This is a genomic window from Pseudomonas sp. GW823-FHT02C02 (genome assembly GCF_058797635.1).
This window is the reverse complement of the sequence record NZ_JBXAJV010000025.1, coordinates 25,908-40,460: the sequence shown is the minus strand read 5'-3', so window position 1 is coordinate 40,460 and position 14,553 is coordinate 25,908. Positions and strand designations below refer to the sequence as shown.

15 protein-coding genes are annotated in these 14,553 nt (G+C 59.9%); 5 read left to right on the top strand and 10 right to left on the bottom strand.

Annotated elements, in window-relative coordinates:
- The first annotated feature begins 125 nt into the window (after window positions 1–125).
- On the top strand, window positions 126–1,070 hold the full coding sequence (locus AC1ROI_RS31165) for an alpha/beta hydrolase (RefSeq protein WP_010457358.1): 945 nt from the start codon (window positions 126–128) through the stop codon (window positions 1,068–1,070).
- 40 nt (window positions 1,071–1,110) lie between these two features.
- Window positions 1,111–1,581: a MaoC family dehydratase gene (locus tag AC1ROI_RS31160; RefSeq protein WP_008151121.1), complete on the top strand. Its 471-nt coding sequence runs from the start codon at window positions 1,111–1,113 to the stop codon at window positions 1,579–1,581.
- Window positions 1,582–1,776: 195 nt separating this feature from the next.
- Here the strand turns inward: AC1ROI_RS31160 and AC1ROI_RS31155 are convergent, their stop codons facing one another.
- The 4 genes from AC1ROI_RS31155 to AC1ROI_RS31140 form a co-directional block, all read right to left on the bottom strand.
- Window positions 1,777–2,634, bottom strand: coding sequence for an efflux RND transporter periplasmic adaptor subunit (locus AC1ROI_RS31155; RefSeq protein WP_077748686.1), 858 nt, complete (start codon window positions 2,632–2,634; stop codon window positions 1,777–1,779).
- A 10-nt stretch (window positions 2,635–2,644) separates the two neighbouring features.
- Entirely contained in the window at window positions 2,645–2,851 is a 207-nt protein-coding gene (locus AC1ROI_RS31150) for a DUF1656 domain-containing protein (RefSeq protein ID WP_008151119.1), read from the bottom strand.
- Window positions 2,838–4,826 (bottom strand): FUSC family protein, encoded by a 1,989-nt coding sequence (locus AC1ROI_RS31145; protein ID WP_010457364.1) that lies wholly within the window; start codon window positions 4,824–4,826, stop codon window positions 2,838–2,840. The genes AC1ROI_RS31150 and AC1ROI_RS31145 overlap by 14 nt, the downstream gene beginning before the upstream one ends.
- 158 nt (window positions 4,827–4,984) lie before the next feature.
- On the bottom strand, window positions 4,985–5,452 hold the full coding sequence (locus AC1ROI_RS31140) for a ferritin-like domain-containing protein (protein WP_010457366.1): 468 nt from the start codon (window positions 5,450–5,452) through the stop codon (window positions 4,985–4,987).
- A 203-nt stretch (window positions 5,453–5,655) separates the two neighbouring features.
- Here AC1ROI_RS31140 and AC1ROI_RS31135 point away from each other — a divergent pair, with 203 nt between their 5' ends.
- Both AC1ROI_RS31135 and AC1ROI_RS31130 read left to right on the top strand, forming a co-directional pair.
- Window positions 5,656–5,892, top strand: a complete 237-nt coding sequence (locus AC1ROI_RS31135; protein ID WP_010457368.1) for a DUF3820 family protein — start codon at window positions 5,656–5,658, stop codon at window positions 5,890–5,892.
- Between the two features lie 28 nt (window positions 5,893–5,920).
- Entirely contained in the window at window positions 5,921–7,102 is a 1,182-nt protein-coding gene (locus AC1ROI_RS31130; protein WP_083375896.1) for an aminotransferase class V-fold PLP-dependent enzyme, read from the top strand.
- Window positions 7,103–7,104: 2 nt separating this feature from the next.
- Here the strand turns inward: AC1ROI_RS31130 and AC1ROI_RS31125 are convergent, their stop codons facing one another.
- The 4 genes from AC1ROI_RS31125 to zwf form a co-directional block, all read right to left on the bottom strand.
- Window positions 7,105–7,830, bottom strand: a complete 726-nt coding sequence (locus AC1ROI_RS31125; RefSeq protein ID WP_102594225.1) for an intradiol ring-cleavage dioxygenase — start codon at window positions 7,828–7,830, stop codon at window positions 7,105–7,107.
- A 182-nt stretch (window positions 7,831–8,012) separates the two neighbouring features.
- Complete coding sequence (locus AC1ROI_RS31120) at window positions 8,013–8,678, bottom strand: bifunctional 4-hydroxy-2-oxoglutarate aldolase/2-dehydro-3-deoxy-phosphogluconate aldolase (RefSeq protein WP_010457374.1); 666 nt, start codon at window positions 8,676–8,678, stop codon at window positions 8,013–8,015.
- A gap of 17 nt (window positions 8,679–8,695) precedes the next feature.
- Window positions 8,696–9,409, bottom strand: a complete 714-nt coding sequence (gene pgl, locus AC1ROI_RS31115) for a 6-phosphogluconolactonase (protein WP_077748690.1) — start codon at window positions 9,407–9,409, stop codon at window positions 8,696–8,698.
- Window positions 9,396–10,865, bottom strand: a complete 1,470-nt coding sequence (gene zwf, locus AC1ROI_RS31110; RefSeq protein WP_010457378.1) for a glucose-6-phosphate dehydrogenase — start codon at window positions 10,863–10,865, stop codon at window positions 9,396–9,398. Before zwf ends, pgl begins: the two co-directional genes overlap by 14 nt.
- 239 nt (window positions 10,866–11,104) lie before the next feature.
- Here zwf and AC1ROI_RS31105 point away from each other — a divergent pair, with 239 nt between their 5' ends.
- On the top strand, window positions 11,105–11,965 hold the full coding sequence (locus AC1ROI_RS31105) for a MurR/RpiR family transcriptional regulator (protein WP_169858048.1): 861 nt from the start codon (window positions 11,105–11,107) through the stop codon (window positions 11,963–11,965).
- A gap of 153 nt (window positions 11,966–12,118) precedes the next feature.
- Here AC1ROI_RS31105 and AC1ROI_RS31100 read toward each other — a convergent pair whose 3' ends face one another.
- Complete coding sequence (locus tag AC1ROI_RS31100) at window positions 12,119–12,973, bottom strand: D-hexose-6-phosphate mutarotase (protein ID WP_010457382.1); 855 nt, start codon at window positions 12,971–12,973, stop codon at window positions 12,119–12,121.
- Window positions 12,974–13,080: 107 nt separating this feature from the next.
- Window positions 13,081–14,427, bottom strand: a complete 1,347-nt coding sequence (locus tag AC1ROI_RS31095; RefSeq protein WP_102594226.1) for a carbohydrate porin — start codon at window positions 14,425–14,427, stop codon at window positions 13,081–13,083.
- Between the last annotated feature and the right edge of the window lie 126 nt (window positions 14,428–14,553).

Genomic DNA, 14,553 nt, shown 5'->3' with positions numbered 1-14,553 from the left:
GGGCGTCATTGACCGCGTGAATCTTGCTGCAGCGGCGTGGCCTGATCAGACGGCAAGCGCTGGATGCGCTATACAATGCATCGAGGCTATTTTCATACCCGGCAGCCCCATGCAAAGGAATCGCCATGATCCACGACACTTTCTGGCTGACCGCGAGTGACCGCAGCCGCCTCTTCGTCAACCAGTGGCTGCCCGATCCGCCTTTGAAAGCCGTGATTCTGCTGGCCCATGGCATGGCGGAACACAGCGGTCGCTACGCCCGCCTGGCGGAAAAACTCTGCGCGCAGGGTTACGGTGTCTACGCGCCGGACCTGCGGGGACATGGCAAAACTGCCGAAAACGGGACGCTCGGCCATTTCGCCGATGACGATGGCTGGTGCAAAGTGGTTGGCGATCTGGCGAGCCTCAACCAGCACATCGGCCAGCAACATCCTGGCGTGCCGATCGTGCTACTCGGCCACAGCATGGGCAGCTACATCGCCCAGGCCTACCTGCTGCATCACAGCGCCAGCCTGCACGGTGCGGTGCTCAGCGGTTCGAACTTCCAGCCCATCGCGCTCTATCGTGCGGCACGTCAGATTGCCCGTGTCGAAAAACTGCGTCAGGGGCCCAAGGGCCGCAGTGCGCTGATCGAGTGGCTGTCGTTTGGCTCGTTCAACAAAAAATTCAAACCGGTGCGCACGCGTTTCGACTGGCTCAGCCGCGATCCGGCGGAAGTCGATCGGTACGCCAACGACCCGCTCTGCGGCTTTCGTTGCACCAATCAGCTGTGGATCGATTTGCTCGGTGGGTTGCAGCAAATCAGCAAAGCGTCCAATCTCGCTCAGATTGATCCGGGCCTGCCGTTGCTGGTGATTGGCGGTGAATGTGATCCGGTGAGCGAAGGCAAACGTCTGAAGGATCTGGCCGATGCACTACGCGCGGCCGGCAGCCAGAACCTGCAACTGACTATTTACCCGCAGGCACGGCATGAACTGTTCAACGAGAGCAACCGCGATGAAGTGATCAATGACGTGTTGAACTGGATCGCCCAGGCGCTGAGCCACCGCCGGCCACCCAGATCGGAATAGTTTTTTGTGGATTTTTTATTCGTCACAGGAATTGAAACAGATGACCCAGGTTACCAACACCCCATACGAAGCCCTCGAAGTCGGCCAGACCGCCAGCTACAGCAAGACGGTCGAAGAGCGCGACATTCAGTTGTTCGCCGCGATGTCGGGTGATCACAACCCGGTGCACCTGGACGCGGAATTCGCCGCCGGCACCATGTTCAAGGAGCGCATCGCTCACGGCATGTTCAGCGGTGCGCTGATCAGCGCGGCCGTGGCTTGCGAGTTGCCTGGGCCGGGGACTATTTATATCGGTCAGCAGATGAGCTTTCAGAAGCCGGTGAAGATTGGCGACACCCTGACCGTGCGCCTGGAAATCCTCGAGAAACTGCCGAAGTTTCGTGTGCGGATCGCCACGCGGGTGTTTAACCAGCGCGATGAATTGGTAGTGGATGGCGAGGCCGAGATTCTGGCGCCGCGCAAGCAGCAGACGGTGACGCTGCCTACTCTGCCGGCGATCAGCATCGGCTGATTCACCTCTCACCTGTGGCGAGGGAGCTTGTCGGAACGCCGCACCGTCCCGTTGGGGGGCGCAGCGCCCCCAAATCAGGCGCCGCGTTTGATCTGATCAACCGCGGCGTTAGTTTTTACGACTGCTTCGCAGCCGAGCGGGACGGTGTGGCGTTCCGACAAGCTCCCTCGCCACAATGATTGCGGCGCAGCGTATTTAGCGTTCGCTTACCTGCACACTCGCCGTCATCCCCGAACTCAGATTCATGCCCTCCGGCAATTTATCAATCTTGATCCGCACTGGAATCCGCTGTGCCAGCCTCACCCAGTTAAACGTCGGTTCTACCTCCGCCAACAACTGCCCATCTGGCGTGGTGTTGCGATCGGTAATCCCGCGACTGATGCTTTCCACATGCCCGTCCAGCGCTTCTCCCGCGCTCATCAACCAGATCTTCACCGGATCGCCCACCCGAATCCGCGACAACTTGGTTTCCTCGAAATACGCCTGCACATAGAAGGTCGAATCATCGATCAATGCCATCACCGGTTGCCCGGCGTTCACATAATTGCCTTGGGCCAGGCGCAGGTTGGTGATGTGGCCGCTGCGAGGCGCATGGACCTGACTGCGCGCCAGATTGAGTTCGGCAACCTTGGCTTCCGCCTGAGCTTCACGCAATTCGCCCCGGGCGATACCGGCGTTGATTTGTGCGTTCTCGCGCAGTTCGGCACTGATGGCTTGCGGCCCGAGGCTGGCGCGGCGACTGGCTTCGCGTTCGCGCAGATTGAGTTGTTGCTGGCGGGTCTGCACCACCGCCTGGGCCTTCTCCAGCGCCGCTTCGAACCGGTCACGATCGATGCTCAGCAACAGGTCGCCCGCCTTGACCGGTTGGTTATCGAACGCCTTGAGCTCACGCACCCACCCCGAGACGTCCGGGGCGATGACCACCACGTCGGCGCGGATCCGCGCATCCCGGGTCCAGGGCGTGAGCATGTAGTACTGCCACAAATGGAAGCCGGCAAAGATCGCCACCGCCACCAGGCTCAAGGTTACCGCGACACGTACGGGGGTACGCATGTTCAACTCCTTATAAAGGTCCGAGGACGACGGTGATCAAGGTCAATACACAGACGTACAAGGCGCAATCAAACAGTGCTTCGTGCCAGATCCAGCGGCCGACCGGTGTCAGGCGCAACAGCATGCGCAAGGCTCCGGTGACCAGCAGTGCCAGCAGCACGTAAATCAAAAACGGACTGAGCAGCACGCCGCCCACCGACCACTCACGCAAGCCCATGGCTTTGCTCCTGCTGACGGCACCAGGCGCGCCAACTGCTCTGCAGTTGCAGCACCGCGCCCTGAGCCAGTTTCACCGCGTCGCTGGGTGGCAACGCGTACAAGGTCTTCAAGAAATCTGCGCTGGGTCGTTCGAGCGCATCGGCGCAGTTGCCCGCAGGGCCCTGCTCAAGGACTTTTTCCAACTGCTCGAGATAACGCCGCTGCGGTGCGCTGACCGGCACTTGCGCCACCGCCAGGCTCAACCGCAGATGCAACAATTCATCGCCGATATCGAGGCCGAGCAAGCCGTCATCCCAGCGACTGCGCGCCGGTTCCGGCAACTCGGGATAGTGCCGCGCCAGTTGCAGCAAGCGGTCGGCCATGCGTCCGCCAAACCAGCTTTCGGCACCCCGCAGGTTACGTCGGGTCAGCCGCACCAGATCGTCGAGCGTCGCTGCCAGCAAGCGGCGGCCATGCCACGCCGGGTTACGCAGGATCAGCAAATGAAACGCCAGCACCGCCGCGCCGACACCGACCACCATCGCCTGGGCGCTGTTGAAGAACGTGGCGACGTCGAATTTCATCGCGTTCAGCGGCGACACCAGCACGATGAAATGCAGACAGAACGAAGTCGCCGTGGCCCCAATCTGCGGCTTGGCCATGCCCAGCGCACCGAAAAACAACGGCACGCCCATGCCCATGCAGAGCAAGGCAAATCCGCTCCATTGCGGCAGCAGAATCTGCCCGACGAAAAACGCCGCGGGAATCGCCAGGAAAATGCCACGCATAAAACTCATGCCGATCTGCGCACCGTTCTCTCGACTGGCGAACAGGCTGCACACCACGCACGTCAGCACCAGGGCGCCCGACGCGGCGGGCCAGGCCGTCGCCAGCCAGAAGCACGACACCACCAGAAACGCCAGGGCACTACGCGCGCCAAACACCAGCGCCAATGACAGGTCGCGGTGCGGCGCCAGGGTGCGTGGCGGATCGACCGTTTCGCGCCCCTCCTCCACCGCTTTCATCGCCGCAGTGGCCGCCATCGCGGTATCGAGCAACAAGGTGAAACGGGCCAGGCAATAACTCTGCGCCGAGCTGATGTGCGGGTCATGGGACGCATCGAGCAACCTCGGCCGCAACGCTTGCAGGGTCGCCGTATCGTCGCCGCTGAGCGCAACCTGAACCTCGGTCATCCACGGCGACAGTTGCTCGGCTTCCTGTGGTTCCAGTTGCTTCCACTGACGGCGCACCGAACGGGCAATGCGCAGCAGCATCAAGAGCTTCTGGCTCAAGCCGCTGATGGCTCGTGCCCGCTGCCGACCCAGGCCACCTTCAAACCAGGCATGTTCGCGCTGGGCATCGACCGCGACAATTCGCCCGAGGATCTCCAGCAACCCCTTACGGGCCTGAGCATCGCCGGCCAGCGTTGCACGCGCAGCATTCATCCCGCTGTTCCAGGCGGCTCGCGCCTGATCCGCCAGTTGTCGCTCGACGCGCATCGGCCACAGCAACGCGCTGGCCGCCGTGGCGCACAGGATGCCCAGACAGATTTCCGTGCAGCGCGCCACGGCCTGGTCGAACACCGTCAGCGGATGGGTAATGGCCGGCAATGCGATGATCGCCACCGTGTAACCGGCCAGCACAAATGAATAGGACCAGGCACTGCGCAGCAACGTTGAACTCGCCGTACACAACCCGAGCCACAACGCCAAGGCCAGCAAAAACAGCCAAGGCGTCTGGGCGAACAAGCCCATGAATACCACCGACATAATCGTGCCGACCAGCGTGCCCAGCAGCCGTGCCAGCCCCTTCTGCACCACCATTCCAGACAATGGCTGAGCGACGATGAACGCCGTCATCAATGCCCAGGCGGGTTGCTCAAGCCCCCAGCGCAATGCCAGCCACAGGGCCAGACCGCCACCGATCAGGGTTTTGATTGCGAACTGTAGGGCGCGGCGGTCAGGCGCAAACAAAGCCTGCAAAGTGATAGGCACGTAAAAGACTCTTGAAAGGACGTTTTTAACGATAGTCGGGTTCACTGAAGTCACTTGAAAAACAAATTATTAGCGAGCTATCTATATTCCGTCCAGCGTTAAATCCCAGACACAAAAAAACGCCAGACTGGCTGGCGTTTTTGACAGGCTACGAACGCTTAAGAGCGTGCGCGAGCCTGGTTGCGCAGGGCTTTTACCTGATCGTGATTGCGTTGCACGCCGTGGTATTGACGTTCAACCAGGTCACGAATGCCCACCAGATTGTGCTTGTTGATTTTTTCGAGGGCTTCTTTGTAAGCCTTCAGTGCATGGTCTTCACCGCGTTCGGCTTCGTTCAGCACGGCTTCTTCATCCTTGCCGGTGAACATCGCTTTGACGTCGACCCAACGACGGTGCAGATCACCGCTGACACTGGTGGACGTTTCCGGATCGCCGCCCATCGAACGCACGGCACTCTGAAGTTCGGCAGCGGCGGTGGCGCAGTCGGCGGAGCGTTGCACGAACAGGGTTTTGAGTTCAGGGTGTTTGATGTCTTCAGCGCAAGTCTTGAACCCTTCCTGACCGTCTTTGCTGGTTTCAATCAGGTCGTTGAGTACAGAGATCGCTTCTTTATTCATGTCGGTCATTTTTCAATTCCTTGCGGGTTGATGAAAGATGCAATAGCTATTGCACCCTGCATGCCAGCTTCGAACTGAGAATTTATGCGTTATATTTCAACAAGTTAGTTATAGCGACCAAATCTGTATCCGCTTTTTTTGCATGAACTGTCAATTGGCCTGCATGCAGAATGCCTGTATTTTCCAGCCTGATGAATCAAGACGACCGATAGATGAACCCTGAAAAGCTCGAACTGTTGATCACCCGTGAAATGCCCTTCGGCAAATACAAGGGTCGCATCATTGCCGACCTGCCCGGCCAATACCTGAACTGGTTCGCCCGTGAAGGATTCCCGCACGGTGAGCTGGGCGGATTGCTGGCCCTGATGCAGGAGATCGACCACAACGGTCTGTCGGACCTGCTCGAACCGCTGCGCGCCAAACACGGCAAACCTGCCCCGCGCCACTGACATCGTCATCAAAAAAGCCGAGTAGCTCATGCCCGATAACACCCGTCGCGCCCGTGATGAACATTTCTGGAAAACCTTTGCCGACCGCTACTCGGTCGAACCCGGGCCCATCAACCTTGAAAACGGTTACTTCGGACGGATGTCGCGCACCGTGGTCGAGGAGTACGAGCGCAATATCGAGCTGATCAACCGCAGCAACTCGGTGCATGTACGCCAGCGTTTCGAACAGATCGAAAGTCTCGAGATCCGGGCGCAGCTCGCCCGCCTGATCGACGTTCCAGTCGACACCGTGGCCCTCACCCGCAACGCGTCGGACGGCCTGCAATCGTTGATCCGCAATTACAATCGCCTTCAGCCGGGCGATCAGGTGCTGATTTGCGATCTGGAGTACGACACGGTCAAAGGCGCGATGCGTTGGCTGGCGCGGCATCGCGGCGTGGAAGTGATCGAAATCGACCACGCGCACCCCGCAACGTTTGACAGCTTGCTGGCGACTTATCGCGACGCTTTCGCGCGTTATCCAAAGCTCAAATTGATGGCCCTGACCCATGTCACCCATCGCACCGGATTGGTCATGCCCGTGCAGGCCATTGCTGCTGCCGCCAAAGAATACGGCATCGACGTGATCCTTGACGGCGCGCACGCCCTCGGCCAGATCGAGTTCAATCTGGATGAGCTGGGCGTTTCTTTCGCCGGCTTCAACCTGCACAAGTGGATTGGCGCGCCCCTGACGCTGGGCTTTATCTATATAGACCCCGAGCGTTTGGCCGACATCGACCCGGACATGGGCGAGATGCACTTCCCGGTCACCGATATCCGCGCCCGCACGCCCTACAGCACACCGAACATCCCGGCCCTGCTGACGCTGCCGCTAGTGTTCGAGGAGCACCTGGCCATGGGCGGGGCCGCTGCCAAGAGCACACGCCTCAACTACCTGCGCAACCGGTGGGTCAGCGCCGTTCGCGAGCTACCGGGGATCGAGATCATGACACCCGATGACCCGCGACTGTATTGCGGCATTACCTCGATGCGCTTTACCCGGCATACCGATCAACAGGCGATGGTCGAGCGGCTGCTCAGCGATTACAACCTGTTCACCGTGGTCCGCAGTGGCGCGGCGAGCGGGCCCTGCATTCGCATTACACCAGGGCTCACCACCACCGCTGCCGACATGGATCTGCTGGCCAGGGCGCTGAGCGAGTTGCGCTGACGTCAGACCGTGTATTTGTCGAAGTCCTCCGGCTTGATTTGCGTCGAAGCGGCGAACGTGTCGATACCGATGGTCGTATGCCCGAAAAAGCCATCCTCGTTCGAGTCTCGACCGAGGGTGTGGACCGTCAATGTCGAAGCCTCGCCGCCCTGCTCGCGGTAATAAGTGTCTTCATTGTTGCTCAGCGGCGAGACCGATCGGCCGCTGTAGTCCCGGGCGTTTAGCACCGAACGCGAGGCGGGTTCGGGGAAGTAGAGCTGACCGACCCAGGCAACATGCCGCTCTTCGAGAAAATTGTTGCCGGACGTGATGCGCACGGCGACATGGATGTGCAAGGTGCGGCCGGCATAGAACCCCGGGTAGATGGTGGTAAACCGCACAATGCCCTTTTTGTCGGTGAATTGTCCGCCACGCAGATAGGTGTCGTCGTCGGTGCGCGGGATGGAGCCGATGTCCCCGACATCGACTTCCTGGTCCGGATTGACCTTGCTCCAGCCCGAATACGCACCGCGCGCATTGCAATGCCAGATATCGACCAGGGCTCCGGTCACCGGCTCCCCCGTCATGGCATCGACAATCGACAGTCGCAGCACCAGGGGAATGCCATCGGCGCTCTCGCTGATGTTGCGCCTGATCAGTTTCGGATTGCGGAAATACGGGCCGGCAATTTGCTCGGGAGACAGCAGGTAAACGGAGGGTGCGGGTGTTGCGGAGGTGGTGTCGTCCATGACGTTCTCTCTTCCATAAGATGAACGCAGGTTAACGCTGGATGGGCGGCGAGAGGCGGTAACTATGTATCGCATCATTTCCCTTGCAGGAGCGGTATTTCATCAGGCAAAAAAAAACGGTGCACCGACCAAGCGCACCGTAAAGCCGTAGAACACACAACGAAGTGTTTGGTAAAAGCCGATCAGTCCAGCAGCGCCAAGGCCTCGGCGGTGCATTCCTGAATGCGGGCCCAGTCGCCGTTCTTGATCCACTCGGGATCCAGCATCCAGCTACCGCCCACGCACATCACGTTTTTCAACGCCATGTAGCTCTTGATGTTGGCCGGGCTGACGCCGCCGGTCGGGCAGAATTTCACTTCACCGAACGGGCCGCCAAGGGCCTTGATGGCGGCAACGCCACCGCTGACTTCCGCCGGGAACAGCTTGAAGCGGCGATAACCCAGCCCATAGCCTTCCATGATGCCGGAAGCGTTGCTGATGCCTGGCAACAGCGGGATCGGGCTATCGACGCTGGCTTCGAGCAGGTCACGGGTGATACCCGGGGTGACGATGAACTGCGAGCCGGCCGCTTCGGCAGCGGCGAGCATCGTGCGATCCAGCACAGTACCCGCACCGGTCACCAGCTCCGGACGCTGCTCACGCAGAATCTGGATGGCCTTGAGGCCGAACTGCGAACGCAGGGTCACTTCCAGGGCAGTCAGGCCACCGGCGGCCAGGGCATCGGCCAGCGGCAGGACGTCCTGTTCGCGGGCGATGGTGATCACCGGCAGGATCCGCGCCTTGGCGCAGAGGCTGTCGATCAGGGCAATTTTGTCCGCCATGGAAACGGTCGGGGATGTGATTGTCATAGCGGCTGATCCTTGGCTCATGGGCACCAGTAAATCTCTAACGTAGGTTGCAGAAACGCGCGAATCGGCATGGCGGCGACATCGTCACCGGCCAATGCGGCACTCAAAGTGGTCAGTTTGGACTGACCGGAAATCGATAGAACGGTGGTCTTGGCCGAGGCCAGCAGCGCGCGGCTCATGGTCAGTCGCTGATGCGGCACGGTCGGTGCCAGCATCGGATAGCACCGACGGGTGCCGTCGACTTTCAAGGCATCGATCAGGTTCGGGCTGTTGGGGAACAACGAAGCGGTGTGACCGTCATCGCCCATGCCGAGGATCAACACATCGATCGGCGGCAATTCGGCGAGCAAACGGTCGGCCTGCTCGGCGGCCAGCTCAAGGTTCGCGGTGGCGCTGTAGAGGCTCAGAAACTGAGCCTTGGCTGCCGGGCCTTGCAACAGGTAACGCTTGAGCAGACCGGCATTGCTGTCGGCATGCTCGACCGGCACCCAACGCTCGTCGGCCAGGGTGACGACCACCTTGGACCAGTCGAGTTTCTGCTTCGCCAGGTTCTGGAAGAACGCCACCGGGCTGCGGCCACCGGACACCACCAGCGTCGCGCTGCCGCGAGCGTCGATGGCGTCACTCAGTTGCTTGGCCACATTCAGCGCCAGACCATCGGCCAGCAACACCGGGCTTTTGAACTCATGGGCGCTGACGCCCTGAGGCAGTTTCAATTCAGATATCGCCATACCACGACCTCCCATCCCGCGTGATCAGAGCAATGGAGCTCATCGGTCCCCAGGACCCAGCCGCATACGGCTTGGGCGCATCACCGGATTTTTTCCACCCGGCGATCAACTGGTCACACCACTTCCACGCGGCTTCGATTTCATCTTTACGGACAAACAGGTTCTGATTGCCGCGCATCACTTCCAGCAACAACCGCTCGTAGGCATCGGGAATCCGTGCGCTGCGATAAGTGTCGGAAAAATTCAGCTGCAACGGACCGCTGCGCAACTGCATACCCTTGTCCAGGCCTTGTTCTTTGGTCATCACACGCAAGGAAATGCCTTCATCCGGTTGCAGGCGGATAATCAGCTTGTTGCTGATTTGCAGGCGCTGCTCGGGGGCGAAGATGTAGTGCGACGGTTCCTTGAAGTGGATGACGATCTGCGACAGCTTCTGCGGCATGCGCTTGCCGGTGCGCAGGTAAAACGGCACGCCGGCCCAGCGCCAGTTGCGGATGTCCGCACGCAGGGCGACGAAGGTTTCGGTGTCGCTTTGGGTGTTCGAATTCGGTTCTTCCAGATACCCCGGAACCGGTTTGCCTTCGCTGTACCCGGCGATGTACTGGCCGCGCACCACTTGTGTAGTCAGGCCTTCCGGGCTGATAGGCGCCAGGGCCTTGAGCACTTTGACTTTCTCGTCACGGATGCTGTCGGCGGACAGGTCGGCCGGCGGGTCCATGGCGATCAGGCAGAGCAGTTGCAGCAGGTGATTCTGAATCATGTCCCGCAGCTGACCAGCCTTGTCGAAGTAACCCCAGCGGCCTTCGATGCCGACCTTCTCGGCCACGGTGATTTCCACGTGGGAGATATAATTCTGGTTCCACTGGGTTTCGAACAGGCTGTTGGCGAAACGCAGGGCGATCAGGTTCTGGACGGTCTCTTTGCCCAGGTAGTGATCGATGCGGTAGGTGCGGTTCTCCGGGAAAAACTGCGCCACGGCGTCATTGACCTTGCGCGAGGATTCCAGGTCCGAACCGATGGGCTTTTCCAGCACCACGCGGGTGTTTTCAGTCAGGCCGACCTTCGACAGGTTCTCGCAGATCGCGCCGTAAACGGCGGCCGGCGTGGCGAAGTAGGCAATCACACGCTGGGCGCTGCCGGCCATTTCGGCCAGGGCGACGTAATCGTCGGCCTTGAGGAAGTCGACATGCAGGTAGCTCAAACGGGCCAGGAAGCGTTCGACCACAGCTTCGTCCAGCTCTTTGGCGCCTACATAACGGCGCAGTTCGGAGGCGATGAACGCCAGGTGTTCCTGCTCGCTGCCTGGCTCACGGGCCAGCGCGATAATCCGCGTTTCCTCGTGCAGCAGGCCTGCGCCATCGAGTTGATAAAGGGCAGGAAACAATTTGCGCAGGGCCAAGTCACCGAGGGCGCCGAACAAGGCAAAGGTGCACGGTTCAACCGTAATCGAAGGCATGATGTTTGTTCTTTTATCAAGTTAAGCTACAAATACCTTTTTTCAAGGCATCACTCAAGGGAAAATGTAGTAATAACCACAACATTTTCGCAAAATACAGATTCCGAGTGGTGGTCGGTCGGAGCCATCAGTAGGATAGGCCACCGTGACGGGCCCGATCAAAGTCCCAATTTGCATAGCCGGGGCCCTTATTTGCATTGCTCTCTTGTTTGCGGAGCTAAGGAACATATATGGACCGCGTGCGAAATTTACTGGAACAGATCCAGAATCGCCTTGAAGACCTGAACAAGGCGGAACGCAAAGTCGCCGAAGTGATCCTGCTCAACCCTGAGCTGGCCACCCGGTTCAGCATTGCCGCGCTTGCCCAGGCCTCGAAGGTCAGCGAGCCGACGGTCAACCGTTTCTGCCGTTCGTTCGGCGTCAGTGGCTACCCGGAGCTCAAGCTTCAACTGGCCCAGAGCCTGGCCAGCGGCGCGGCGTATGTCAGCCGTGCTGTCGAGGCCGATGACAATCCCGAGGCGTACACCAAGAAGATTTTCGGCAGCGCCATTGCGTCGCTGGACAGCGCCTTGCAGGCACTGGACCCGAACCTGATCAGCCGCGCCGTCGACCTGTTGATCCAGGCCCGGCAGATCCACTTCTTCGGCCTTGGCGCCTCGGCCCCGGTGGCTCTGGACGCGCAGCACAAGTTCTTCCGCTTCAACCTGGCGGTCACCGCCCATGCCGACGTGCTGATGCAGCGCATGATTGCGTCGGTGGCGCATACCGGCGAGTTGTTCGTGATCATTTCCTACACCGGCCGCACCCGCGAACTGGTGGAAGTGGCGCGTATCGCCCGGGAGAACGGCGCTTCAGTGCTGGGGCTGACGGCCGAGGGGTCGCCTTTGGCCAAGGCCAGCACCTTGAGCCTGAACATTCCGTTGCCGGAAGACACCGACATCTATATGCCGATGACGTCGCGGATCATCCAGCTGACCGTGCTGGATGTGCTGGCCACCGGCATGACCTTGCGCCGTGGCGTGGACTTCCAGCCGCATTTGCGCAAGATCAAAGAGAGCCTCAATGCCAGTCGGTATCCGGTTGGGGATGAGTTTAACTAGGTCAATATCTTCATTGCCTGTCCTGGCCTCATCGCGAGCAGGCTCGCTCCCACATTAGATCTTCGGTGGACACTGTATTTGTATTCAAAGCAGGTCCACTGTGGGAGCGAGCCTGCTCGCGAAAGGGCCAGCCCAGGCGCAAAGATTCTGGAACTAAACCCCCACCCGCGCCTGCAAACTCAAATGCGCTTTCTGCCCCGGCGCCAGGCTCAAACTGTCGGTCCCGCCACTCGCCGCCTCGACACACACAAATTCTGAAATCTCGTTCCAGCTCACCCCCAGCAACGGTCGCGCCCCCGGATGCCAGACCACCGTGTCCGCATGGTCGCCGGTGTCGATGCACAACTCGCGCTGCCAGGCGTGGTCCTTGAGCTGCAATTCACCGTCATGCTGGAACACCCGCTGACACCCACCGTCGACTCTCAACTCGCCTTCCTGCTGGCAAACCTGGCGGTTCAACTGGTCGTAACCGTGAGCGCCATCGAGCCCGGACAGCGCTATCTCACCGACATCACCAATACGCCAATAGGCATGCAACGCCTGGCTCAATTGGCACGGCAGGCTGTCCTGATGCTCGGTGCTCAGGCGCAGATCCATGCGTTCGCCCAAGTGTGCGTGCAGGTCCACTTGCCAGTCACACAGCTGAAGTTGCCAATGCAGGCGCACGCCATCGTCGTCATGGCTGCTGTCGAGCAGTTTCCAGTCGATCAACCGTGCCCAGCCATGAGAAGGCCAGGCGTTTTCGCTTGGATGACGGCCATACCACGGCCAGCATACCGGCACACCGCCACGAATCGCGCCGACTTGTGGCCACTTCGCCGCGCACCAGAGCCAGGGCTTCTGGCCCTTTGGCTGGAAGTGCAGCAACTGCGCGCCCTGCCGACTGAACACCGCCTGACACAGCGGGTGATCAATCACCAGCACATCGCGCTTCTGATAGCGCTCCCACGCAAACACCGGACGTTCGCGCAAGGATTTGAAGAAGCGTTGTAGCGGATGCTCATGCATGTGCCACGGTCCTGAAAATCATCCGGGGTGCGCCGCCCCAAAAAAAAGCGGACAGCCAAGGCTGTCCGCAAAAATGCGCACATAGAGAAGAGCTTATCGCAACAGCGTTAGAACACCGACTGAATTTTCAGGCCGGCCACCAGCGCGTTGTCGACTTCATCCACACCGCCCGGGTGAGTGATGTATTGCAGGTTAGGACGCACGGTCAGCCAGTTGGTGACGTGGAAGCCGTAGTTGATCTCGTAGTTGTACTCAGTGTTACGCAGCGGCGCGAACAGCGGGTCCTGATAGTCAGTGACATTGTTGGAGGCGTTGACCAACTCTGAGTTTTTCTTAACGTCATCGTTGACATGGATACGGGCGGCACCGATACCGAAGTCATCCTTCGGCCGTGCATCGAACGGGCCCTTGTACACCAGCATCAGCGACTGGTAGTTATCGACGAAGTTGGTGTCCTTGTCGTGGAAGGTAGCGTTGGCAGCAATGTTCAGACCGCGGGAAGCGTCACCGTTGTGGGTGGTGAGTTGTTGCTGCGCCACGAACCAGTAGCCGGACTTGCTGCTGTGGCTGCGATAGGCGTTACCGCTGGTTGCGGCGTCATTACCGTTGTCGTCTTCACGAACGTCATCGGCCTTGGCCGTGCTTTTGTAGTAACCGACACGGTATTCGCCCGCCAGGTTGCCAGGGTTAGGCAACCAGACCAGTTCGACCGGCAACACGGTGCCCTTGGTACCACTGCCGCTAAGCTTGAAGCCGTTACCGTGCTCCAGTTGCGACGGGTTCTGGTTGTACGCGCCGATCTGCGCATACCACTCAGGCGAGATGTTGTACTTCACGCGGACCGCAGCCTGCATGACCGGCCAGTTGTACCAGATGTTGGTCGCCCAGTTACCCGCTTGGGAACCGCAGAACGCCAGGTTCTGGAACTCGCACGGGAAGGTGTTGAAGTCTTCGCCTTCGCCGAAGTAACCGGCCTTGACGTCCAGTTTGCCATCGAGGAACTGGTGCTTGATCCACAGTTGGGTCAGGCGAACCATGTGGCCACGGCCGTAGACTTCCTGGGAGGAACTCAAGGTGCCGGCACGCGGATCGCCGACACGGTCATTGGAGATGTTCTCACCGTTACGGTTGGTGAGCTGGACCTTGGCCTGGGTGTTATCCCAGCCCCACAGCTTTTGCAGGTCCAGCGCCACGCCCAGGCCAAACTGGTCGGCGTAACGCGCGGTCTTGTCGTTGTTGTAGCCACCGTGAAGGTTGCTACCGACTTCACCGACGTAGTCCATCTTGATGTCGATGCCCCGCTCGATCAGCTTGGTCCGCTCGCCACCCCAATCGCCGGTCATCCATTCGGAATCGGCGCTGAACGCGTCAGCCGCGTGCACACTACCGGCCAGCATCATGGCCGCAACCGCGGACAACTGGCAGATAAGCTGAGCGTTGTTGTTCTTCTTCATCCCTACATCCTCGTTTTATTGTTATTAACTGTTTTTATTTAACGCGGTTACATCAGGTGCGGAGAGCGACAGGCCGCTCACCGCATATCCCCCCTGCAGGAGCCAGTTTTGCCGGCGAAGGCGACC